The sequence below is a fragment of the Microbacterium album genome (assembly GCF_014643695.1).
GTDB lineage: Bacteria > Actinomycetota > Actinomycetes > Actinomycetales > Microbacteriaceae > Microbacterium > Microbacterium album.
In genome coordinates this window covers 117830-138957 of record NZ_BMJY01000007.1, presented here as the reverse complement: position 1 = coordinate 138957, position 21128 = coordinate 117830, and the positions used below count along the sequence as shown (strand labels likewise).

General features: G+C 71.3%; 21 protein-coding genes. 5 read left to right on the top strand and 16 right to left on the bottom strand.

What is annotated here, in order from left to right; translation table 11 throughout:
* Positions 1-29: 29 nt before the first annotated feature.
* The 4 genes from IEX37_RS09990 to IEX37_RS09975 are packed head-to-tail and all read left to right on the top strand — an operon-like array spanning position 30 to position 4270.
* Positions 30-929, top strand: coding sequence for an amidohydrolase family protein (locus IEX37_RS09990; RefSeq protein ID WP_188756120.1), 900 nt, complete (start codon positions 30-32; stop codon positions 927-929).
* Positions 926-2101 (top strand): acyl-CoA dehydrogenase family protein, encoded by a 1176-nt coding sequence (locus IEX37_RS09985; RefSeq protein ID WP_188756119.1) that lies wholly within the window; start codon positions 926-928, stop codon positions 2099-2101. The genes IEX37_RS09990 and IEX37_RS09985 overlap by 4 nt, the downstream gene beginning before the upstream one ends.
* A 56-nt stretch (positions 2102-2157) precedes the next feature.
* Positions 2158-2613 (top strand): MaoC family dehydratase, encoded by a 456-nt coding sequence (locus tag IEX37_RS09980; RefSeq protein ID WP_188756118.1) that lies wholly within the window; start codon positions 2158-2160, stop codon positions 2611-2613.
* A 49-nt stretch (positions 2614-2662) separates the two neighbouring features.
* Positions 2663-4270, top strand: a complete 1608-nt coding sequence (locus IEX37_RS09975; RefSeq protein WP_188756117.1) for an acyl-CoA synthetase — start codon at positions 2663-2665, stop codon at positions 4268-4270.
* Positions 4271-4295: 25 nt separating this feature from the next.
* On the opposite strand, the gene IEX37_RS09970 is transcribed toward IEX37_RS09975, so the two are convergent.
* The 15 genes from IEX37_RS09970 to IEX37_RS09900 form a co-directional block, all read right to left on the bottom strand.
* A complete protein-coding gene (locus IEX37_RS09970) occupies positions 4296-5309 on the bottom strand; it encodes a VOC family protein (protein ID WP_188756116.1) in 1014 nt (337 codons plus the stop codon).
* The gene (locus IEX37_RS09965; protein WP_188756115.1) at positions 5306-5800 is read right to left on the bottom strand and encodes a nuclear transport factor 2 family protein; all 495 of its coding nucleotides are present in this window, start codon (positions 5798-5800) and stop codon (positions 5306-5308) included. Before IEX37_RS09965 ends, IEX37_RS09970 begins: the two co-directional genes overlap by 4 nt.
* Before the next feature lie 4 nt (positions 5801-5804).
* Positions 5805-6731 carry a fumarylacetoacetate hydrolase family protein gene (locus tag IEX37_RS09960; protein ID WP_188756114.1) on the bottom strand — a complete coding sequence of 309 codons (927 nt, stop codon included), beginning with the start codon at positions 6729-6731 and terminating at the stop codon, positions 5805-5807.
* A gap of 145 nt (positions 6732-6876) precedes the next feature.
* Complete coding sequence (locus IEX37_RS09955) at positions 6877-8316, bottom strand: aldehyde dehydrogenase family protein (protein ID WP_188756113.1); 1440 nt, start codon at positions 8314-8316, stop codon at positions 6877-6879.
* A 46-nt stretch (positions 8317-8362) separates the two neighbouring features.
* Positions 8363-9517, bottom strand: coding sequence for a TRAP transporter substrate-binding protein (locus IEX37_RS09950; RefSeq protein WP_188756112.1), 1155 nt, complete (start codon positions 9515-9517; stop codon positions 8363-8365).
* A 176-nt stretch (positions 9518-9693) separates the two neighbouring features.
* A complete protein-coding gene (locus tag IEX37_RS09945; protein ID WP_188756111.1) occupies positions 9694-11175 on the bottom strand; it encodes a TRAP transporter large permease in 1482 nt (493 codons plus the stop codon).
* Between the two features lies 1 nt (position 11176).
* The gene (locus IEX37_RS09940; protein ID WP_188756110.1) at positions 11177-11740 is read right to left on the bottom strand and encodes a TRAP transporter small permease; all 564 of its coding nucleotides are present in this window, start codon (positions 11738-11740) and stop codon (positions 11177-11179) included.
* Between the two features lie 2 nt (positions 11741-11742).
* A complete protein-coding gene (locus tag IEX37_RS09935; protein WP_188756109.1) occupies positions 11743-12615 on the bottom strand; it encodes an NAD(P)-dependent oxidoreductase in 873 nt (290 codons plus the stop codon).
* Between the two features lie 35 nt (positions 12616-12650).
* Positions 12651-13094: a carboxymuconolactone decarboxylase family protein gene (locus IEX37_RS09930; protein ID WP_229663191.1), complete on the bottom strand. Its 444-nt coding sequence runs from the start codon at positions 13092-13094 to the stop codon at positions 12651-12653.
* A 144-nt stretch (positions 13095-13238) separates the two neighbouring features.
* On the bottom strand, positions 13239-14216 hold the full coding sequence (locus tag IEX37_RS09925; protein ID WP_188756108.1) for an AraC-like ligand-binding domain-containing protein: 978 nt from the start codon (positions 14214-14216) through the stop codon (positions 13239-13241).
* 187 nt (positions 14217-14403) lie between these two features.
* A complete protein-coding gene (locus IEX37_RS09920) occupies positions 14404-15360 on the bottom strand; it encodes a PDR/VanB family oxidoreductase (protein ID WP_188756107.1) in 957 nt (318 codons plus the stop codon).
* A 32-nt stretch (positions 15361-15392) separates the two neighbouring features.
* The gene (locus tag IEX37_RS09915) at positions 15393-16265 is read right to left on the bottom strand and encodes an alpha/beta hydrolase (RefSeq protein WP_188756106.1); all 873 of its coding nucleotides are present in this window, start codon (positions 16263-16265) and stop codon (positions 15393-15395) included.
* Positions 16266-16276: 11 nt separating this feature from the next.
* Positions 16277-17533 carry an amidohydrolase family protein gene (locus IEX37_RS09910; RefSeq protein WP_188756105.1) on the bottom strand — a complete coding sequence of 419 codons (1257 nt, stop codon included), beginning with the start codon at positions 17531-17533 and terminating at the stop codon, positions 16277-16279.
* A gap of 5 nt (positions 17534-17538) precedes the next feature.
* A complete protein-coding gene (locus tag IEX37_RS09905; protein ID WP_188756104.1) occupies positions 17539-17997 on the bottom strand; it encodes a Rieske (2Fe-2S) protein in 459 nt (152 codons plus the stop codon).
* Entirely contained in the window at positions 17994-19127 is a 1134-nt protein-coding gene (locus tag IEX37_RS09900; protein ID WP_188756103.1) for an amidohydrolase family protein, read from the bottom strand. The genes IEX37_RS09905 and IEX37_RS09900 overlap by 4 nt, the downstream gene beginning before the upstream one ends.
* A 119-nt stretch (positions 19128-19246) precedes the next feature.
* On the opposite strand from IEX37_RS09900, the gene IEX37_RS09895 reads away from it, so the two are divergent.
* A complete protein-coding gene (locus tag IEX37_RS09895; protein WP_188756102.1) occupies positions 19247-20158 on the top strand; it encodes a LysR substrate-binding domain-containing protein in 912 nt (303 codons plus the stop codon).
* 43 nt (positions 20159-20201) lie between these two features.
* Here IEX37_RS09895 and IEX37_RS09890 read toward each other — a convergent pair whose 3' ends face one another.
* The gene (locus IEX37_RS09890) at positions 20202-21098 is read right to left on the bottom strand and encodes a LysR family transcriptional regulator (RefSeq protein ID WP_188756101.1); all 897 of its coding nucleotides are present in this window, start codon (positions 21096-21098) and stop codon (positions 20202-20204) included.
* Between the last annotated feature and the right edge of the window lie 30 nt (positions 21099-21128).

Below are 21128 nucleotides of genomic sequence, written 5' to 3'. Positions count from 1 at the left end.
AACGACGCCCGCTATCAAGAGGAGTACCCGTGACGCGCTACGAGTCGGCCATCGATCTCGACGCTGTGGAGGCGATCGATGTGCACGTGCACATCGAGGTCGACGGGCACGGGCACGCGTCGCTGCCGCCGGACCTGGCCGAGGCGGCCAGCCGCTACTTCCGCACGGACGGGGTGAACCCCGATCTCGACAGCGTGGCGGAGTACTACCGCGAGCGCCGGATGGCCGCGGTCGTCTTCACGGTGGATGCGCTGACGAACCTCGGCCATGAGCCGCTCTCCAACGCCGACATCGCCGCGGGCGCGGCCAGGAACAACGACGTGCTGATCCCCTTCGGCTCCGTCGATCCGGGCCGCCCCGACGCGGTCGACATCGCCCGGCGCCTGGTCGAGGACAGCGGCGTGCGCGGCTTCAAGTTCCACCCGACGGTGCAGAACTTCGACCCGAGCGACCCCGCGCACTTCCCGCTGTACGAGGTGATCCAGGACGCCGGCGTGCCCGCCCTGTTCCACACCGGTCAGACGGGTATCGGCGCGGGGATGCGCGGCGGGCGGGGATTCCGTCTCGCCCTGTCGAATCCCATGCTGCTGGACGTCGTGGCGGCCACCTTCCCCGATCTGCAGATCATCATGGCGCACCCGTCCGTGCCGTGGCAGGACGAGGCCCTGTCGGTCGCGACCCACAAGCACAACACCTGGATCGACCTGTCGGGTTGGAGCCCCAAGTACTTCCCCGCGGAGCTGGTGCGCTACGCCAACTCGATCGTGAAGGACCGCGTGCTGTTCGGATCCGACTTCCCGCTGCTCACGCCCGACCGCTGGATGCGCGACGCCGAGGCGGTCGGCACCTTCAAGCCCGAGGTGCTTCCCGGGATCATGAAGCACAACGCCGCCCGTCTGCTCGGGCTGGCTCCGGAGGCGGCGTCATGACCGCCTCCGATCCCCTCGACCGCTACGGCCTCGCCGAACGCCACCTGAGCGCGTCCGCGCTGGCGGCGCTCGCGGGCCTGCGCGAGACACTGGATCAACGCATCCGCCCGCTGCTGTCGGACGCGTGGGAGCGCGCGGTCATGCCGGACGCCGTGCTCGACGCTCTGGTGCCGCTGCGGCTCATGGAGCCCGAGGGCGTCGCGCCCGACGAGGCGGACTCGAGCATGTTCTCCGGTTTCCGCAACTTCGTGCTGGCACGCACGGACGCTTCGGTCGCCACGCTCTACAACGCCCAGTCGGGACTGTTCCGCACGGCCGTCCGCCACGGCGGCTCCGTCGAGCAGGCGCAGCGCTGGGACCCGCTGGTGCGCTCGTTCGAGCTGCGCGGCACCTTCGCGCTCACGGAGCCCGAGCACGGATCGGACATCGCCGGCGGGCTCGCCACGCGCGCCCGCCGTCAGGGCGACACCTGGACGATCGACGGCGAGAAGCGCTGGATCGGCGGCGCCGCCGCCGCCGACGTCCTCGCCGTGTTCGCGCGGGACGAGGCCGACGGACACGTCAAGGCGTTCCTGGTGGACCGCGACGCCCCGGGCGTGGAGATCCGCCCGCTCACGGGCAAGGTGTCGCTGCGCCCCATGCAGAACGCGCACATCGTGCTGGACGGCGTCCGCGTCCCCGAGGAGCGCCGCCTCCAGCGCGTGGAGTCGTGGCGCGACGTCGCCGGGCTCCTGCGCCGCATGCGCTCGGACGTCGCCTGGATCGCCACCGGCCTGCAGGCCGGAGCGCTCGACGCCGCCCTCGCCTACGTGCGCCGGCGCGAGCAGTTCGGGCGTCCCATCGGCGGCTTCCAGCTCGTGCAGGAGAAGCTGGCACGCATGCTGGGCAACGTCACGTCGTGCCTCGCGCTGGTGACGCAGCTGTCGGCCTGCCAGGACGCCGGCGAGTGGAGCGACGAGAACTCCGCCCTCGCCAAGATGGTGACCGCCGAGCGCGCGCGCGAAACCGCCGCGCTGGCGCGCGAGGTGCTGGGCGGGAACGGCATCCTGCTCGAGCACGACGCGGCCCGCTTCTTCGCCGACGCCGAGGCCGTCTACTCCTACGAGGGCACGCACGAGATCAACGCGCTCATCGTCGGCCGTTCGCTCAGCGGCGTCTCCGCCTTCACCTGATCCCACGACCAGCGCCCGCCCGGGCCGCCACGCATCCCATCCACAGGAGGAACACCATGACCACCACCGTCACCTACGACGAGCTCCTCGGCCTCACCGGCCGCGACCTGGGCTGGACCGAGTGGGCGGAGATCGCCCAGGAGCGCGTGAACACGTTCGCCGACGCGGTCGACGACCACCAGTGGATCCACGTCGACCCGGAGCGCGCGAAGGACGGCCCGTTCGGTCAGGCCATCGCGCACGGCTTCCTCACGCTGTCGCTCGCGACGCGGTTCTGGAGCGAGCTGCTGGAGCCGGAGGGCGTCACCACGCGCGTGAACTACGGCCTGGAGAAGGTGCGCTTCGTCTCGCCCGTGCCCGTCGGCGCGCGCGTGCGCATGAACGCCGTGGTCGCCGAGGTGACCGAGGTCAAGGGCGACGGCGTGCAGCTCGCCGTGGACCAGACGTTCGAGGTCGAGGGCTCCGAGCGTCCCGCCGTCGTGGCGCGGTCGCTCTACCGCTTCTACCGCTGAGCCCCGTCCATCCCCTCCCCACCCCCCGACCTCACCGACGAGGAACGACATGCATGAGCTCGGCATCGGTGCCTGGCCAGCCAAGCGCCGCCTGAAGAACCCCGACAAGACCGCCCTGGTGTTCGGCGACGAGACCTACACGTACCGGCAGTTCGCGGACGCGGCCGACCGGATCGCGGCGGTCCTCGCGCTCCACGGCATCGGCAAGGGCGACCCCGTCGCGTACCTCGGCGAGAACAGCCCCGCGTTCCTGCAGTCGCTGTTCGCGGTGACGCAGCTGGGGGCGGTGTTCGTGCCGGTCAACACGCGCCTGGCCCCGCCCGAGATCACGCACGTGCTCACGGACAGCGGGGCGCGCGCGGTGATCCACGACCCGGAGTTCGCCGAGAGGCTGGCACCGGGCATCGCCGCCGCAGGCATCGACCAGGTGATCGTCACGGGCGACGGGGACGACGCCCGGCCCGGGCTGCGCCGCCTCATGGCGGAGCGGCTCGGGGGGCACATGGCGGTGCCGGTCACGCACGCGGACCCGGCGATCATCATGTACACGTCGGGCACGACGGGCAAGGCGAAGGGCGCCGTGCTCACGCACGGCAACCTCACGTGGGTCTCCATCAACTGCCTCGTCGACTACGACGTCGTCTCGACCGACGTCGCCCTGCTGATCTCCCCGCTGTTCCACGCCGCGGCGCTCGGCATGGGGGCGCTGCCCGTCATCCTCAAGGGCGGCACGATCGTGCTCGAGAAGTCGTTCGACCCCGGCCGCGCGCTGCGGCTCATCGAGCAGCACGGCATCACGATGCTCAGCGGCGTGCCCACCACGTACCAGCTGTTGGCGGACCACCCCGACTGGGACGGCACCGACCTGTCGACGCTGCAGAAGCTCACGTGCGGCGGCTCGGCCGTGCCGACGCGCATCCTCGACGCGTACGAGGCGCGCGGGCTGTCGTTCTCCCAGGGCTACGGCATGACCGAGACGTCCCCGGGAGCCACGAGCCTCGCGCCCGATCGCACGCGCGACAAGCAGGGAAGCGTCGGCCTGCCGCACTTCTTCATGGATGTGCGCATCGCAGACGAGCACGGCGACATGGTGCCGCGCGGCACGGTGGGCGAGATCGAGATCACCGGCCCGAACGTCTTCCCCGGCTACCTCAACCTGCCGGAGGAGACGGCCAAGGCCTTCACGGACGACGGCTGGTTCCGCTCGGGCGACATGGGCTTCCTCGACCCCGACGGCTACCTCTTCATCGCCGATCGGCTGAAGGACATGATCATCTCGGGCGGTGAGAACATCTATCCCGCCGAGGTCGAGAACCTCATCAACGACATCGACGGCGTCACGGGCGTCGCTGTCATCGGCGTCCCCGACGAGAAGTGGGGCGAGTCGCCCTGGGCCATCGTCACCGTGCGGGACGGCCTGGACGTCACGACCGAGCAGGTGCGCGCACACCTGGACGGCCGGATCGCGCGCTACAAGATCCCGAAGAACGTGATCGTGGTCGACGAGCTGCCGCGCACCGCCTCGGGCAAGGTCCGCAAGGCCGACCTGCGCACCCGCTTCGGCGGCGGGGCGGCCGCTCCGAAGCCCGCCGGCACGGCGGTCCCGTGGCAGACGGAGACCCTCCGCACGGTGGAGGACCGCGACCGCCGCCGCTGACCCGCGATCCTCGGGTCCGCGCCCGTCAGAGGTCGGCGGGCCCGAGGACCGGCACCTGCGCGGCGTCCTCGGCGAGCTCCTCGACGACGGGGGTGCCGTAGACGTGGAACTCCGGCGGGATGGGGGCGCCCCAGCCCGGCTTGAGCTTCCACTCGTCGGCCGTCCAGACGTAGGTCTCGGCGTCGGGCGCGAAGCGGAAGTACCCGCCGTTGGCGACCTCGATGCGGTTGCCGCCGGGCTCACGCGTGTAGAGGTAGAAGCCCTGGATCGCGGTGTGCTTGGACGGGCCCGCCTCGATGTAGATCCGCGCATCGGCCATGATGTCGGCCGCCCGCAGCACCTCCTCGCGACTCTCCACCGCGTAGGCGAAGTGGTGCAGCCGGCCGGATCCCGTGGTCTTCTCGGCGGTGTAGATCAGCTCGTGCCCCTGCAGGGTGCTGCTCATCCACGCTCCGGCCTCCTTCACGCCGTCCGGCATGAGGATCGTCTCGTACGTGCGGATGCCGAAGCCGTCCTCCCAGAACTGCCGGCACCGGCGCACGTCGCGCGCGAGCAGGTTGACGTGGTCCAGGTGCTTCACGTTCGCGCCGCGGCCGACGTACGCCTGGAAGTTCGTGGGGATGACGGGCTTCTTGTCGTCGGGGGCGACGTAGACCTCGGTCTCCCAGTAGATGCGGAAGGGGTGGCCGTCGGGGTCGAGGAACTCGTACGCCGGGCCGATGCCCTGGTCGGGGTCGACCCAGCGCCCGGCGAAGCCGTTCTCCTCGAGCCAGCGGACGCGACGCTCGAGCGCCTGCGGGCTGTCCATCCGCCACGACACGTACTCGAGCCCCGCCCGGTCGGCCGCCGTGATCTTGATCGTCCACGTCTCGTACGTGTTGAAGCTGCGCAGATAGGTGCTGTCGCCGTCCTGCGCCACGACGTCCATTCCGAGCAGGTCGTGGAAGTACCCGATCGTCTCGTCGGGCGTCGGCGAGAGGATCCCGTGGATGCCCAGGTGGGCCAGGTCGTGGATCGGCTCGGGGCGGTCGGCGGTCATGCGGGCGTGTTCCTCTCGTGCGTGTTCGTCTGTCCATGGCCCAGCGCCAGTCCGGGCGGGCCGAGAGACGGCTCGCGGAAGACGCCCTCGATGATCCGCTCGCGCAGCAGCCAGGTGTCGCCCTCGCCGCGCACGTACGTGTCGCGGAAGTCCGCCACCAGGTACACGGCCGGCGGCCCCGGCGGCACCTCGTTGCTGGCGAAGTTGTGCCACGTGCTGCGGCCCCGCACGGTCCGCTCGTCCACCTGCTCCAGCAGGAGGTTGCCCAGACCGTGACGCGTGGTGCGCGTCTCGTTGCCGGTGCGGCCCGTGTAGGAGGCGACCACCGCGTCGCGCCCGTGCAGCTCCCCGCCGTGGCCGACCCAGTGCACGTCCGGGTGGAGGATGTCGCGCAGCACCTCGTAGTCCCGCCCGTCGACCGCCCACGCCCAACGGGCGTTCAGATCCGCGATCGCGGCGCGCGCCTCCGGGCTCACCGCTCGGAACGCCACCGTCTCACCGCCACTCGACGGGATTGGACAGCGTGCCGATCCCCTCGATGGCGACCTCGATCACGCCGCCCAGCCGATTCAGGTCGACGTTCTGCACGGCCCCGCCCTTGGCCGACTTCTTCAGCGCCGTGCCCATCGCGATCACGTCCCCCGGCTCGAGAGTGAGGTACTCGGACGCGAACGAGACGACCTCCGCGACGCTGAAGCGCAGGTTCGCGGTGTTGTCGTCCGTCACCAGCCCGCCGTCGTGCGTGCAGGTGATCCGCAGGGAGTGCGGATCCGTGATCTCGTCGGTCGTGGCGACCCACGGACCCAGCGGCCCGAACGTGTCGGAGCCCTTGTACCGGGCCGGGTAGCTCACCCAGCTGTCGACGTAGCGGATGCCGTCCTCCGCCTCCGGGTCCGGGTGGATGGCGCGGTAGTGGAACGTGTCGGTGTCGCGCATGGTCGGCGAGGTCAGATCGTTGATGATCGTGTACCCGAACACGTGGTCGTACGCGCTGTCGACGGGGATGTCGGATCCGCCCGTGCCGATCACGACCGCGAGCTCCGGCTCGGGGTGCACGCGTCCCATCGGCTGACGCAGCCGGATGGGCCGCCCGCTCCCGATCAGGGAGGAGGCGGGCTTGACGAACATCGCCGGGGTGTCGGGGCCCGACATGATGCGGTCGGGGTTGGCGCTGTTGTTGAGTGCGACGCACAAGACCTTCCCCGGCCGCCGCACGGGCGGCAGCCACGCGACCTCCGCGAGGGGGATGCGCCGCCCTCCCGCGAGCGCCGTCTCGGCCGCCGCCCGCAGGTCGACGATCGACCGCTCCCCCAGGAACACCGCGTCGAGCGACGCGATGCCCTCGACCACGGCCGCCTCGTCCTCCGACACCCTCACGAGCACGGCGACGCCGCCCTCGACCTCCGCCAATCCCAGCCTCATACTCCCGCTCCTCTCTCGACACCTCCGCACCCTGCGCCCCACCCCGAGCGTTGACTAGCCGCCGTGCCGCTTACTAGCGCGGGGAGCGCTAGTAAGCGGCACAAGCGCTAGTCAACGCCGGGAGGGGAAGCTCGACGTGCGGGGGTCAGACCGTGACGACCTTGGGCGCCGCGACGGCCTTCAGGCCGTGCGCGCCGAACTCCAGGCCGTAGCCCGACGCCTTCGTGCCGCCGAACGGCACGACGGGGTTCAGGCTGCCGTGCTGGTTGATCCACACGGTGCCGGACTGGATGCGGTCGGCGACGGCGAGCGCCTCCTCGGGGTCGCCCCACACCGACGCGCCCAGTCCCTGCTCGGACGCGTTGGCGCGCGCGACGGCGTCGTCCACGTCGCTGTACTTCACGACCGGCAGCACGGGACCGAACTGCTCCTCGGCCACGAGCGGCGCGTCGTCGTCGATGTCGGCGACGATCGTCGCGCGGTAGAACCGCGGCCCGAGCTCGGACGCCGGCTCGCCACCCGTGACCACGCGGGCACCGCGCGAGCGCGCGTCGTCCACGAGGCGGGACACGATCTCGAACTGCTGATCGGTCGTCAGCGGGCCGAGCGCGCTCGACTCGTCGACGCCGGGGCCCATCGGCAGCTGCTGGGCGATGCCCGCGAGCGCCTCCACGACCTCGTCGTACTGCGACTCGTGGACGTACAGGCGCTTGAGCGCGGCGCACGTCTGACCGGTGTTGATGAACGCGCCCCAGAAGAGCTTCTCCGCGAGCGCCGGGACGTCGGCGCCGGGCAGGACGATGCCGGGATCGTTCCCACCGAGCTCGAGCGTGAGCCGCGCGAGGTTGTGCGCCGACGCCTTCACGATCTCGCGGCCCGTGCGCGTGGAGCCCGTGAACATGACCTTGTCGACGTCCGGGTGCGCGGCGATCGCCGCACCGACCTCGCGATCGCCCGACACGGCGTTCAGCACGCCCTCCGGCAGGTGCCGGTTGATGAGCTCGATCACCGCGAGCACGCTCAGCGGCGTGTACTCGCTGGGCTTGGCGACGACGGTGTTGCCCATCCGCAGCGCGGGCGCGATCTGCCACATCGCGATGAGCGCGGGCCAGTTCCACGGCCCGATCGCGGCGACGACGCCCAGCGGGTCGTAGCGCAGCTCGGAGCGGGTGCCTTCGGCCTCGAACAGCACCTCGGGCTCGAGGGGCGTGTCTGCGGCGCTGCGGATCCACACGGCGCACCCGCCGGCCTCGAATCGGGCTCCGAGGCCGGCGAGGGGCTTGCCCTGTTCGCGCGCGATGATCTGCGCGAGCTCCTCGGCATGGGCCTCGACCTCGTCGGCCGCGAGGTGAAGCAGCCGGGAGCGCTCAGCGTGGCCCAGCTGGGCCCACGCGGGTTGCGCGGCGCGCGCCGTGGCGATCGCCGCCTCCAGGTCGTCGACGGTGTGGACGGGGGCGTAGCCGATCGTCTCCCCCGTGGCGGCGTCCGGGATCGGCCGGCCCTCCTCGGGCCGGACCGACACCGCCTCGAGCAGCGAACCGGCACCGCCCTGCGGGCCCGTGGCCTCGGTCGTGGTGGTGGTCATGTGCTTGTCTCCTGTTCGGGTGTGCCTATCGCGATGTGCGTGAGGGTCAGCGGCTCGCGAAGGCGGCGACGCAGTCGAGGGTGGCGTCCTCGCCCTGCACGTCCGCCAGCTCGTCGAGCCCTGCCAGGTAATCGTCCAGCACGCCCTGTGCGTCCTCAAGCCCCTGGCTCGTGGCCAGCTCGACCCAGCCCTCGAGCAGCGAGTCCCCGGTCTCCGTGCGCCACTGCTCCGTGACGGCGGGGTCCCACTGCGTGAGGTCCTCGACGGTGTCCGCATCCAGCATCTGGGGGCACTGCTCGGCGGCCTGCCGGACGTACGCCTCGTTGCCCAGGCCGGTGCTGAGCTCGGCCGCCGCCTCGTCGACGATCGTCTTGAGGTCGTCGGGCAGGCCGTCGTACACGCTCTTGGACATCCACATGCCGAAGGATGAGTACTCGCCGAGCCCCGGGTCGGTCCAGTGCGGGAGCAGCTCCATGAGCTTGTAGTTGACGGGGAAGTCCATGCCGGCCGCCACGCCGTCGACGAGACCGCGCTCGACGCCCTCGTAGGCCTCATTGGCGGGCAGGGCGACGATGTTCACGCCCGCGCCCTCGAAGAGCCGCTGCGCCAGCGGTCCCGACACGCGCAGGGACAGCCCGTCCAGGTCCTCGGGGCCCGCGATCGGTTCCGGGCTGCCGATCAGCACGCGGCCGACGGGCCACGTGGCGAGGTGGTGCAGGCCGTTGCGGTCCATGATGGCCCGCGCGTTGTCGTTGTCCACGTGCAGAGAGTGGAGCGACTGCATGATCGCCTGCCAGTTCGTGCCGATGAAGGGGATGCTGACGACGCTCGTGGAGGGGAAGTACTGCGGGGTGTAGTCCGGGATGGTGACGCCGATGTCGGCGCGGCCGTCGCGGACGCAGTCGGCGATCTCTTGGGCGTTGCAGAGCGAGTACGCCTCGGTGCGCTCGAACGCGATGCGTCCCTCGCTGCGCTCCTCCACCATGTCGAGGAACGCGTCCTGGACCGCGGCGTTCGGGGTGCCCTGGATCGCGGACGTCACGAGCGTCAGCGTGACCTCGGGAGCCGCCGCGCCGCCTCCGCCGCCGTCGCCTCCCCCGCCACCGCCCTGGTCGACGACACCCTGGCAGCCGGCGAGCAGCAGGACGGCGGCCGCGCCTCCCAGAAGGACGGCGGACCTACGGATACGTGCTGTGAACATCGGTTTTCCTCTCCATTGAGGTGGTCCGTCGGGACTCGTCGGTGAGATTCGTCCAGGGGACCATCGTGTGGTGGGTCGGGTCCCTGCCTGATCCCACTGTGCGCCCCGCCGGCCCGGGGCGGTTGTCGGGCGGCGAACGCCTCTGGTCCAGGCGCGCATCGTCACGATCCCGGGGCTCAGCGTTGGACGAGGGATGGCAGGAACAGGCTGATGGCGGGGAACAGGAACAGCAGGGTCGTGGTGACCACGTCGATCGCGAGCAGCGGCATGACGCCCCGGAACACCTTCTCCGGCTTCACGCCGGTGATACCCGACACCACGAAGGTGAGGATGCCCACGGGCGGGGTCACCATGCCGATCTCGATGAGCTTGACGATCATGATGCCGAGCCACACCCCGCTGAAGCCGAACTGCTCGGCGATCGGATAGAGGATCGGCACGGTGATGATCAGGATCGACATCGACTCCAGGAACATCCCGAGCGGCACCAGGCACACCAGCAGGATCGCCATCACGAGCATGGGCGACAGCGGCAGCGAGCCGACCCATTCCGTGATCGCCCTGGTCACGCCCGCCGCGACGAAGAACGTCGACAGGATCGCCGAGCCGATCACGACGAAGAAGACCATGGACGTGGTCTGGGCCGTGTCGAGCAGCGCCTCACGGAAGTGACGGACGATCCCGCGGAGCCCGCCGCGACGGTTCTCGATCGCGAGGATGATGAGGGCCGCGAGCGCCCCGACCGCGGCCGACTCCGTCGACGTGAAGAAGCCGCTGTACATGCCGCCGAGCACGACGATGAACAGGATCGCGATGTGGACGACGCCGCGCCACGGCAGCGACCGCAGGCGGGTCCTCCCGGCGTGCGGCGCGACGGGGTCGGCCAGCGCCGTCCCGCCCGAGCCGCGCCCGCCGGCGCCTGCCGTACCACCCGGGGTGCGGTCGCCCGCCGCGCCCGCCTCGGCCGACCGGCCGACGATGCGCTTGGTGCGCAGCTCCGCCTGGGCGTCCCCGATCGCGTCCTCCAGCTCGGCCGGGTCCGTCCGGCGCACCTGGCGCTGCCCCGCGATCATGATGTACGCGATGTACCCCACGGCCGACAGGAGCCCGGGCAGGATGCCCGCGGCCAGCATCTGCGCGACCGACTCGCCCGCCATCACGGCGTAGAGCACGAGGAAAGTGCTCGGCGGGATCATGACCCCGAGAGTCCCGGCGATCGCGACCACGCCGGTGGCGAGGCTCGCCGGGTAGCCGGCCGCGCGCATCTGCGCCACCGACAGCTTCGCCATCGTGGCGGCGGTGCCGATGCTGGAGCCGGACACGGCGGAGAAGCCGGCGCACGCCATGACGGTCGCCACGCCGAGGCCGCCGGGAGCGCGGCGCACGAAGTGGTTCGCCACCGCGAAGACGTTCTCCGCGATGTTCGCCCGCACGGCGAGCATGCCCATCAGGATGAACATCGGGATGATCGTGAGTGTGAAGGTCGCGCTGTTCGCGAACGGCACCGAACCCAGCGTGTTGGTGGCGTAGCCCGTGCCGTGCAGCAGGGTCAGCCCGAGGGCCCCCGAGATCCCGAGCGTGAAGCCGACGGGAACCCGGATCGCCAGCAGGACGAACATCAGGACGATCGTCAGCAGCACGACGTGCCAGATCTGCATGTCAGGCCCCCTTCTCCGCGCTTGCAGGGGCGGGTGCGTCGACCTCGTCGACGCCGCCCAACTCCGGACGGACCGTGGTGTCACCCAGCAGCTCGCGTCCGCGGAGGGCGCGCACGAGGTTCAGCACGCACGCCGCGGTGAGCACCGCGAAGCCGACCACGATGATCCAGCGCAGGGGCCACAGCGGCCACATGACCAGCCCCATGCGCGTCTCGCCCAGGCCCGTGGAGGTCATCGCGCGCAGGCCGGTGCCGATCGTGAACCAGACGCCGATGCCGGTGCACAGGATCCACGCGACCACGCCCAGCACGCGATTCGCGCGCGGACCGAGGCGATCGGTCAGCAGGGTGACGGCGACGTGCGCGCCGGTCACGAGGGCCCATGCCAGGCCCAGGAAGATGGCGGCGACGAGTGACGTCTCCGCCACCTCGACCATCGAGGGGAGGCTCCGTCCGGTGAGGCGGCGGAACACGACGTCGATCACGATCGCCACCATGAGCACCACGACGGCGAACGCCGCGACGATGCCCAGCACGCGGCTGACGCCCTTGACGACGGCCTCCACGGCTACCGCTTCTCCCAGTACTCGTAGGCCTGAGTGTGGTCGACGGGTCCGAGCTCGTCGAGCGCGCGCTGGAGCGAGTCCGTGACCGCCTCGCACACGGGCGCCTCGTGCTCGACCGAGCGCTCGAGATCCCGCGCGATGCGCACGTCCTTGGTCAGCAGCGCCAGCGCGAAGCCGCTCGCGAAGCGGCGCTCGACCACGTGCGGGCCGAGGACGTGGGTCGTCGTGAAGCTCTGCCCCGTGGAGTCGTTGAAGACGTCGACCATGAGCTTCGGGTCCAGCCCGAACCGCTCCCCCGCGACGAGCGCCTCGCTCGCCGCCACGAACGCCGCGCCGGCGACGTAGTTGTTGAGAGCCTTCATCGCGTGCCCCGTGCCGAGCCGGCCGGTGCGGTAGATGCTGTGGCTCATCGTGTCGATCACCGGGATCGCCCGCTCGGCCGCGGCGTCGTCGTCGGCACCCAGCATGATCGCGAGCGTCCCGGCCGCTGCGCGCTCCTTGGCTCCCGAGACGGGCGCGTCCACCATGGCCACGCCGTGGGCGGCCAGCGCCTTGCCCGTCTCGACGGTCTCGTTGGGGTCGGACGAGCTCATGTCGACGACCACCGTGCCGGGTGCGAACGGGATCCGCAGGCCGCCCTCGTCGGTCAGCAGCACGGACCGGACGATCGCGCTCGTCGGGAGCATGAGCACCACGACCCCGCACTCCGCGAGGCCCTCCGGCTCGTCGACGGCGGTCGCGCCGATGCGTGCCGCGAGCTCCGCCGCGCGGCCCGGCGCGGCGTCGTACAGCCGCAGGTCGTAGCCGGCCGCGGCGATGTTGCTCGACATCGGATCGCCCATCGTGCCCAGCCCGACGAATCCCACCGTCTCCATGCCTTCTCCTCTGCTCATCGCCGCTCGTTCCCCCGTCACGCGCCCGGAGACGCTCCGGCGCCCGCCGTCGCGGCCGCCTCGCCGTCCATGTCGAGGGACATGCCCCGCTCGACGAGCACCTCCTCGAGCGCGCGCAGTCCCTCGTTCGACGCGGGGATGCCGCAGTAGAGCACGGCGTGCAGCGCGATCTCGCGCAGCTCCAGGGGCGTCAGACCGTTCTCGAGGGCGCCGCGCAGGTGGACGCGCAGCTCGTGCGCCTTGCCGGACGCGATCAGCATCGCGACCGTGACCTTGCTGCGGTCCGGGATCGACAGCCCCGGCCGCTGCCAGATGTCGCCGAAGCAGTACCTCGTGACGAAGTCCTGGAGCTTGTCGTTGAGGTCGTTGGTGTGATGCACCTGCTCCTCGGCACCGGCCGCCCCGAACATCTTGCGTCGCTGCTGCAGACCCACATCGTGCAGTTCATCGCGGATGACCACGGTTCTCCTCCATCCGGATCGCCTTCGATCCGTCGTCGCGCGGGCCGTGCGGCCCTCTGTCCCGAGTGTGGTCCTCACCGGGCGGCGCGGCTTGTGCGCTGACGCACACCACTGGCGCTGCCGTGCAGACCGCGCAGGAGCCCGCTACGCGGGCAGGCGCAGGGCGCGGTAGTCGCGCGGGGCGACGCCGAACTCGGCCTTGAAGACCTTGCTGAAGTGGCTCGCGTCGGTGAATCCCCACCGCTGGGCGATCTGCGAGACCGACAGCGTCGCCTGCGCCGGGTCGCTCAGGTCCAGGCGGCATCGCTCGAGCCGGCGGGAGCGGATGTAACCGGAGACGGTCAGGCCCTCGTCGTGGAACAGGTACTGCAGGTACCGCACGGAGATGTAGTGCGCGCGCGCCACGACCGCAGCGCTCAGCTCGGGGTCGTCCAGGTGGTCGTCGATCCAGAGCTTGAACGCCTGCATCTCCGCGTGGCGCGATTCGCCCGCCTGGGTGTCGCCGCCCGCCAGCTCGGCGTACACCAGCGCGGTGAGCAGGTCGAGCGAGCTGCGCATGATGCGCTCACCGCTGACGCCGTCGAGCAGCTCCAGGTTGTCGGCCATGTGCTGCATGAAGGGCGAGATGACCCCGCCGATCCCCTCGTCGCCGGCGAGGCGGACGGCCGTGATCCGGCTGATCAGCTGGGGGGCGACCTCGAACGCGTCCTGCGGGAAGGCCATCACCAGGCAGCGCACGTCGTCCGTGAACTCGATCGTGTACGGGCGGCTGGTGTCGTAGATCGCGATGTCGCCCGGCCGCAGCACGGCGTCGCGCCCGTCCTGCGCCACGAAGCCGCTGCCGTCCAGCTGCAGGCTGAGCTTGTAGTGACGCGGGTCGCGCGGCGAGATGAGCTCGGGCGTGCGCTGCACCCGGTGCGGCATCGCCGTGATCTCGCTCACGCTGACGCGGTCGATCGTGCGGCTGCGCAGCACGGCCTCGAACCGGTCGGCGTGAGCGGCCGTGACGTAGAGAGGCACGAAGCGGCCCCCGGCCAGGCGCCGCCAATCGTGCAGGGACGTCGCGACGCCCGTCTCGACGCCAGGGGAAACGGTGGGCAGGGTCGTCTGGCCGATCGCCATGGGATGCTCCCTCCGGGACCGCCGCCGTCGGGCGCTCCGCTCTGAGCACCGGCGCGGCCTCCTGTCGCGCCGCCATCCTATGGCGCAGGGCCCCGCGCTGTCTCCACCCTTGCGCGCACGGCTGTTGTCCCTGCGTGCACGCTCCGGGGCGGGCGCAAGGATCGTCGCCTGCGCAGGGGCCTGCGCCTCAGAGATCCAGCACGAGGCGCCGGCCGCGGCAGCGCGAGACGCAGATCATCATGGTCTCGCCGAGCTCGCGCTCGAGCTCGCTCAGCACGGCGTCGCGGTGGTCGGGCTCACCCTCGAGCACGACCGTCTCGCACGTGCCGCAGGTACCCTCCTCGCACGACGAATCGATGTCGACACCGGCCTCGCGCACGACCTCCAGGATCGTGCGCCCCTCCGGCACCTCGAGCACCTCGCCCGTGCTGTCCAGCTCGACCTCGAACGAGGTCTCGGGCCCGGTCGCCTCGATCGGTTCGAACCGCTCGATGCGCAGCGCGCCGGGGGGCCAGGCGTTCGATGCGTCGAGCGCGGCGTCGAGCAGGCCCGCCGGGCCGCAGCAGTACACGGCGGCTCCCAGCGCCGGCTCGCCCAGGAAGGCGGCCACGTCGAGACGGCGCCCCTCGTCCGAGGGATGCAGCGCGACGCGGTCGCCGTAGCGCTGCAGTTCGGCCAGGAAGGCCATCGATCGTCGCGAACGGCCGCAGTAGGCCAGGTTCCATTCGGCACCGCGCGCCTCGGCGGCGGCGATCATCGGCAGGATCGGCGTGATCCCGATCCCGCCCGCGACGAACAGATACCTGTCGGCGTCATCGAAGGCGAAGTGGTTGCGCGGGGCGCTGATCCGCAGCGCGTCTCCCGGCTGCACGACATTGTGCACGGCCGCGGAACCCCCGCGACCGTCCACCTCGCGGCGCACCGCGATGTCATACGCTGTCGCGTCGCGCGGGTCGCCGCAGAGGGAGAACTGACGCACGAGGTCACCCGGCAGCTCCACGTCGATGTGCGCGCCGGGCTCCCAGGCGGGCAGCGGCGCGCCGTCGGGGCGTCGCAGGCGCAGCCCCGCGACGCCGTCGGCGAGCTCGCGCTTGCTCTCGACCACGACGTCGATCGAGTCGCGCGGGGAGGGGGTGACGGTCATGTTCGTCTCCTGGGACGCGAGGGCGCGGCCGGTCAGGCCGACGGCTCGGCGTGCGCGATGAGGTGCTCGACGTGCGGGCCGAGCGCGTCGAAGGGCGCACCGAGATGGGCGGTGATGGTGAAGTGGTTCGCGTCCCGCACCCACACCAGCGGCGGGAGCGTGCCGCGCCGCTCCAGGCTCTCCCTCGCGATCCACGCGAACTGGTCCTGGGCGTCGAGCGGATCCCACTCGGCGACCGCATACAGGATCGGCAGGTCGCTCGCCGCGAGCGCCGGTCCGGGGTCGACGGCCGCGATCAGCGCGGGGTCGTCGCCGAAGTACGGCGCCATGCGCTGCGCGTCGAACCGCGTGAGCGCGTACGCGCCGCCGATCATGCTCGCGCTCGCGACACCGCCGCCCGGCACGGCGTGGAACCGTTCGTGCGCCAGATAGGTCGCCACGTGCACGGCGCCCGAGGAGGCTCCCATGAGGTGCAGGCGGCGTGCGTCGCCGCCCCACTCGTTCGCGTGCGCGCGGATCCAGCGGACGATGCCGGCGACGTCCTCGGGGCCGGCGGGCCAGGGATGGGCCGGCGCGAGGCGGTGGTTGGCGGTGACGCCGACCATGCCGCGGCGAGCCGCCCACAGTCCCACGTTGTCGTGGAAGGGTGAGCCCTCGCGGTGCTTGTCGCCCCCGACGAAGCTGCCGCCGTGCAGGAACACCACGACCGGCCGCGCCTCCCCGGCCGGCGCGTCGGGGAGGAAGAGGTCCAGCCGGTGTCGCTCGTGCTCGCCGTAGGAGAGGTCGCGCTCCACGCGCACGCCCGCATACGGTGCGGTGTCGTGAAACGGCGCCATGAGCGCGTTCGAGGCCATCAGGGTGTCGACCGTGACGTCACGGCCGATCTCCGCCAGAACGGCGCGCACGTGCGCGACGCTCAGTCCATCGCCGGCACCCATTCGACCTCCCGTCCGTCCTCGGTCTCGTACACGCGGCGGTTCGGACCGCCGAGCTCACCGGTCTCCGGCATTTCGCCCACCGCCACCTCGGGGCGGCGCGCGGGAGTGCGCGGCCGGTCGGGCCACCGGAACCAGTCCGCCGCGTTGTCGTGGAAGACGCCGGCCTGCCAGTCGGCGGGGATGCGCGAGGCCACCTCGTCGAGGTCATCCGCGTTCCAGTGCGGATACCCCGAGGAGAAGCACAGCAGCTTCTCGACGCCGTCGAACGTCCGCAGCGCTCGCACGACGCGCTCGGCGCCGTCCTCCTCCGCGGGCCGGTCGAGCGGCCACATCGATACGCGGAAATGGTCGCGGAAGTACTCGCTGGGCAGGCGCCTGACCCACGGCACCTCGCGGCGAAGACCGCGCCAGTTCACGTCGAGCCGGAAGAACAGACCCGGGATCCACGCGGCACCCGCCCCGGCGACGAACACGCGCAGCGTCGGGAAGCGCTCGAACACCCCCTGCACGATCATGCTCTGCACGTGAGTCATGATCGGGCTGTAGGCCAGGGCGGCGACCTCACCGAACGTGGCGGGCAGACCACCCGCGGTGGGGTGGCTCAGCGTGTCGGCGTTCACGTCGCCGCCCGTGTGCAGCACGACCGGCAGATCCAGCTCGGCCGCGGCCGCGTAGATGTCGTGGTAGGCCGGGTGCCCGAAGGGACGGCTGAGACCGTTCGCGGCCATCAGGACACCGACCATCCGGTCGTTCTGCCCGGCTCGGCGGATCTCCTCCGCGGCCGCCTGGGGGGTCTGGTTCGCGACCATCACGAGCCCCGTGAAGCGCTCGTCCGCCGCGAACCACCGCTCGATCGTCCAGTCGTTGATGGCACGCGCCAGTGCGATCGCGCGGTGCGCGTTCGGCACACTCGGGATGAACATGCCGCGGTCGTGCGCGAGCACCGCGCGCGTCACCCGGCCCGATCCGAACACGTCGGTGCGCGTGCGCTCGATGTCGCTGCCGGCCGGATCGGTGGGCGCGTCGGTGTCGGGGAGGTAGTCCCCGCCCGCGCGCCGGTACGGGGTCGAGGGCAGGATCGGCATGGCCCCGGCGCCACCCGGCAGCGTGCCGGGGATCCCGAGGTGCTCGCGCCAGCCGGCCGACATGAAGTCGGTGACGTCCAACTGCGACTTCCAGTGGTGGTGGACGACCGTGTCGATCACGGGGCCGTCGTACGTGGTGGCATCGACCATGACGCTCACTTCCTTCCCATGCTGACGAGCACCCGGCCGTCCTCGACGGTCACGCGGTAGGTGCGCATTTTGAATCCGGGCCAGGCCGCCTCGCCCGTGCGCAGATCGAACTCCCAGCGGTGCCAGGGACACAGCACGACCGGCGACTCCTCGTCGACCTCGAGCCTCGGCTCCTCGTCGACGAGCGTCGCGCTGAGCTTCTTCTGCAGGAAGCCCGCGCACAGCGGCGCGCCCTCGTGAGGGCAGGCCGTGCGGAACACGAAGATCTCGTCGCCCCAGCGGCAGACCCCGAGCTCCATGCCCCCGACCTCGACGCTGCGCATCTTGCGGTCCTCGAAGTCGGCGAACGCGCCGATGTCGATGCCGCGCGAGCGGCCCGTCTCGCGCACGCGTCCGTCGCGCGCGGGGCGCGCGGCACGTCGCTGATCGGTGCGGTCCGCGGCACCGCTGTCCACGGCGCTCACGCGGCGGCCTGCGTGGTCTCGGCGAGCCCGTTGAGCCGCAGGATCGAGCGCGCGTTGTCGTAGAACACCTTGGGCCGCCACGAGTCCGGCAGGCGGCTCGCCACGTAGAAGGGGTCGTCGGCGTCCCAGTGCGGGTAGTCGCTCGAGAAGCAGAGCAGGTCCTCCATGCCGCCCATCGCCTCGAACAGCTCGATCAGCTGCTCCTTGCGCGGTGTGAGCTCCATCGGCTGCGTGCTGAACTTGACGTGCTCGCGCAGGTACTCGGTAGGGCGGCGCTTGACCCACGCGCTCTCGGCGCGCAGCTCGGCATAGTGTGCGTCGAGCCGCCAGAAGAAGTTGGGCACCCAGGCCAGACCGGTCTCCACCGCCAGCACCTTCAGGCGCGGGAACTTCTCGAACGTCCCCTGCGACACGAAGCTCGCCAGATGGGTGAGCGTCGGCTGCTGCAGCAGCGTGTGCCACTCCAGCCGGGAGCCGGGGATCCCGCCGGCGGCGGTGTGGGCGAGGCCGCCCTCCGTCTCGCCCGCGGCACCGTGGAGCACGATGGGCAGGCCGACCTCCTCCGCGGCACGGTAGATGGGGTCGTACACGGGGTGCCCCAGCGGCTTGCCGAAGGCGTTCCACGAGAAGAGCACGCCGGTCACGGCGTCGTGGTGGGCGAGGCGGCGGATCTCCTGGGCGGCGAGCTCCGGGAGCTCACTCGCCACGACGATCGTCGTGCGCACGCGCTCGTCCAGGGGAACCCACTCGTCGAGCACCCAGTCGTTCATCGCCGAGGCGAGCGCGACGCTGAACTCGGGGTTGCGCTGCGCGACCTCGTGCCCGATGTCGAACGCGAGGTTGATCGCGCGCACCGACGGGTACTGGTCGAGGTACTGGGACTTCATGAGCTCGAAGCTCGTGCCCTGGCCGTCCTCGGGCAGGGCCTCGAGGCGCTTGTTCACGCCGCGCTGGAACGGATACGACAGCCCGGCCGGCATCAGCGACATGCGGGGGCCGCCGGTGCGCGACTCCAGCAGGGTGCGCCAGCGCTCCGGCAGGCGATGCATGACCTCGTCGACGCGCCGCCAGCGCTGATGCACGTCCACATCGATGATCGGCTGATCGAATCCCTGAGCAGGCTGAACCACCGCGTCCCCTTCCTGACGGTGCCATCACAGCGGTGTGAGGCGGTGATCCGAGTATCCGGCCCCCAGGTCTCGTAGGTAAAGTAACGGTAATCTGCGCGCTAAGAAGGTTCAGTTTACGTATGTGTGCAGCGACGGGAGGCGTCGTGTTTCAGGCGCGGTACACGCTGAAGCAACTGGAGTACTTCGTCGCGACGGCGGAGGCGGGCACGCTCAAGGCCGCGGCGGAGCGCTGTCACGTGTCGCACGTCGGGATCGGGATCGCGCTGACCGAGCTCGAGCGCGCGCTGGGGATCCAGCTGTTCGTGCGGCGACGCGCGAAGGGCGTCTCGCTCACGCCTGCCGGGCGGCGTGCGCTCGCCGAGGCGCGCACCGTGCTGTCGTTCGCCACCGAGCTCCAACTGCGCGCCGAGGCCGCGGGCGGTCAGGTGGCCGGCTCCCTCAAGGTGGGCTACCACCCCGGGCTGGGGCCGTTCTACCTGCCCGAGATCCTGGACGTCTTCGCACGCTCGCATCCCCGGCTCACGCTGAGCTTCCACGAGGGCACCCAGCCCGAACTCGAGCGGCGCCTGCTCGACGGCGACATCGAGGTGGCGCTGCTGTACGAGCGCCGCCCCGGCGAGGGGCTGGACCTCGACGAGATCGCGCGCCTGCGGCCCTACGTGCTGCTGGCGGCCGATCATCCGCTCGCCGCCGAGCCGGAGCTGTCGCTGGCGGACCTCGAGGGTCAGCAGCGCATCCGCCTCAGCATCCCGCTGCCCGACGAGGACGACTTCGCCGCACGCTCGGGGGAGGAACTGATCCACACGTCGAATCTGGAGCTCGTGCGCAGCCTCGTCGGCCGCGGGCTCGGCTACGCCCTGCTGGCGCAACGGCCTCCAGACAGCCGCACCTACGACGGTCGGGAGGTCGTGTCCCGCCCCCTGCGCGACGCGACGGCGGACATCGCGATCGTCATGGCGCACGCGTCGGGCGCCCCGCTCACGCGCCGGGCGACGGCGCTGCGCGACTTCTGCCGAACGATCGCCGCCTGACCGGGCGCGCACGCACGGACGCGGGCACCTCGCGCCCTCGCGCCTACGAACGCGCGAGGAACTCGTGCAGCACGCGGTAGCGGCCCGTGCGGGGGGCACCGTGCGGACGGGCCAGACCGATCACCGTCGGGGGCACGCCGTCGGAGATCTCGATGCCGCGCACGCGATGCCCGTCGTACGTGACCTCGGACGCGGGACGCTGGAACAGGATGGCGTACCCCAGCCCGCGGCCGACGAGGCACCGGGCCAGCTCGAAGCTCGTCGTCGTGTGCCCCACGGTGGGGCGGAGCCCGAGCGCCGCGAAGAGGTGCTCGGTGTTCTGGCGCGTGGGCTCGACATCCAGCAGCACGAGCGGCTCCGAGATCAGCTCCCCCAACGGCACGGATCCGCGGCCGGCGAGGGGGTGGTCCTCGGCGACGACGACGTGCGGGGTCTGTTCGCGCACGGGGTCGAACGTCAGCTGGGCCGACACGTCCACGCTGTAGAGCAGAGCGGCGTCGATCCGTCCCTGGAGGAGCAGTTCGTGCAGCTCGGGCGCGCTCGCCTCGACGTACTCGAGCTCGAGGCCCGGGTGAGCGCGCTGGAAGTCCTGCATGACCGCGGGCAGGAGGAACGGAGCGAGCGTCGAGAAGCACCCGAGGCGGAGCACCCCCGTCAGGCTGGTCGACGCCTGCCACGCGTCCTCGGCGAGCGTCTCGGCCCCCGTGAGCAGCCGACGCGCGAGGGACAGGACGCGCGACCCGGCCGGGGTCAGCGTCACCCCGCGACCCTTGCGCCGCACCAGCAGCTGCAACGAAAGGTGGCGTTCGAGCTCGTCGATCGCGAGAGCGAGCGCCGAGGCGCTCACGCGGCACCGCTGCGCCGCGGCGGCGATGGATCCCTCGCTCGCGACCGCGTCGAAGTACTCCAGCTGCCGCAGCGTGAAGGGAATCTCGGCCACGTGTCTCCCGGGCTCATCGGTTCAGCTGGG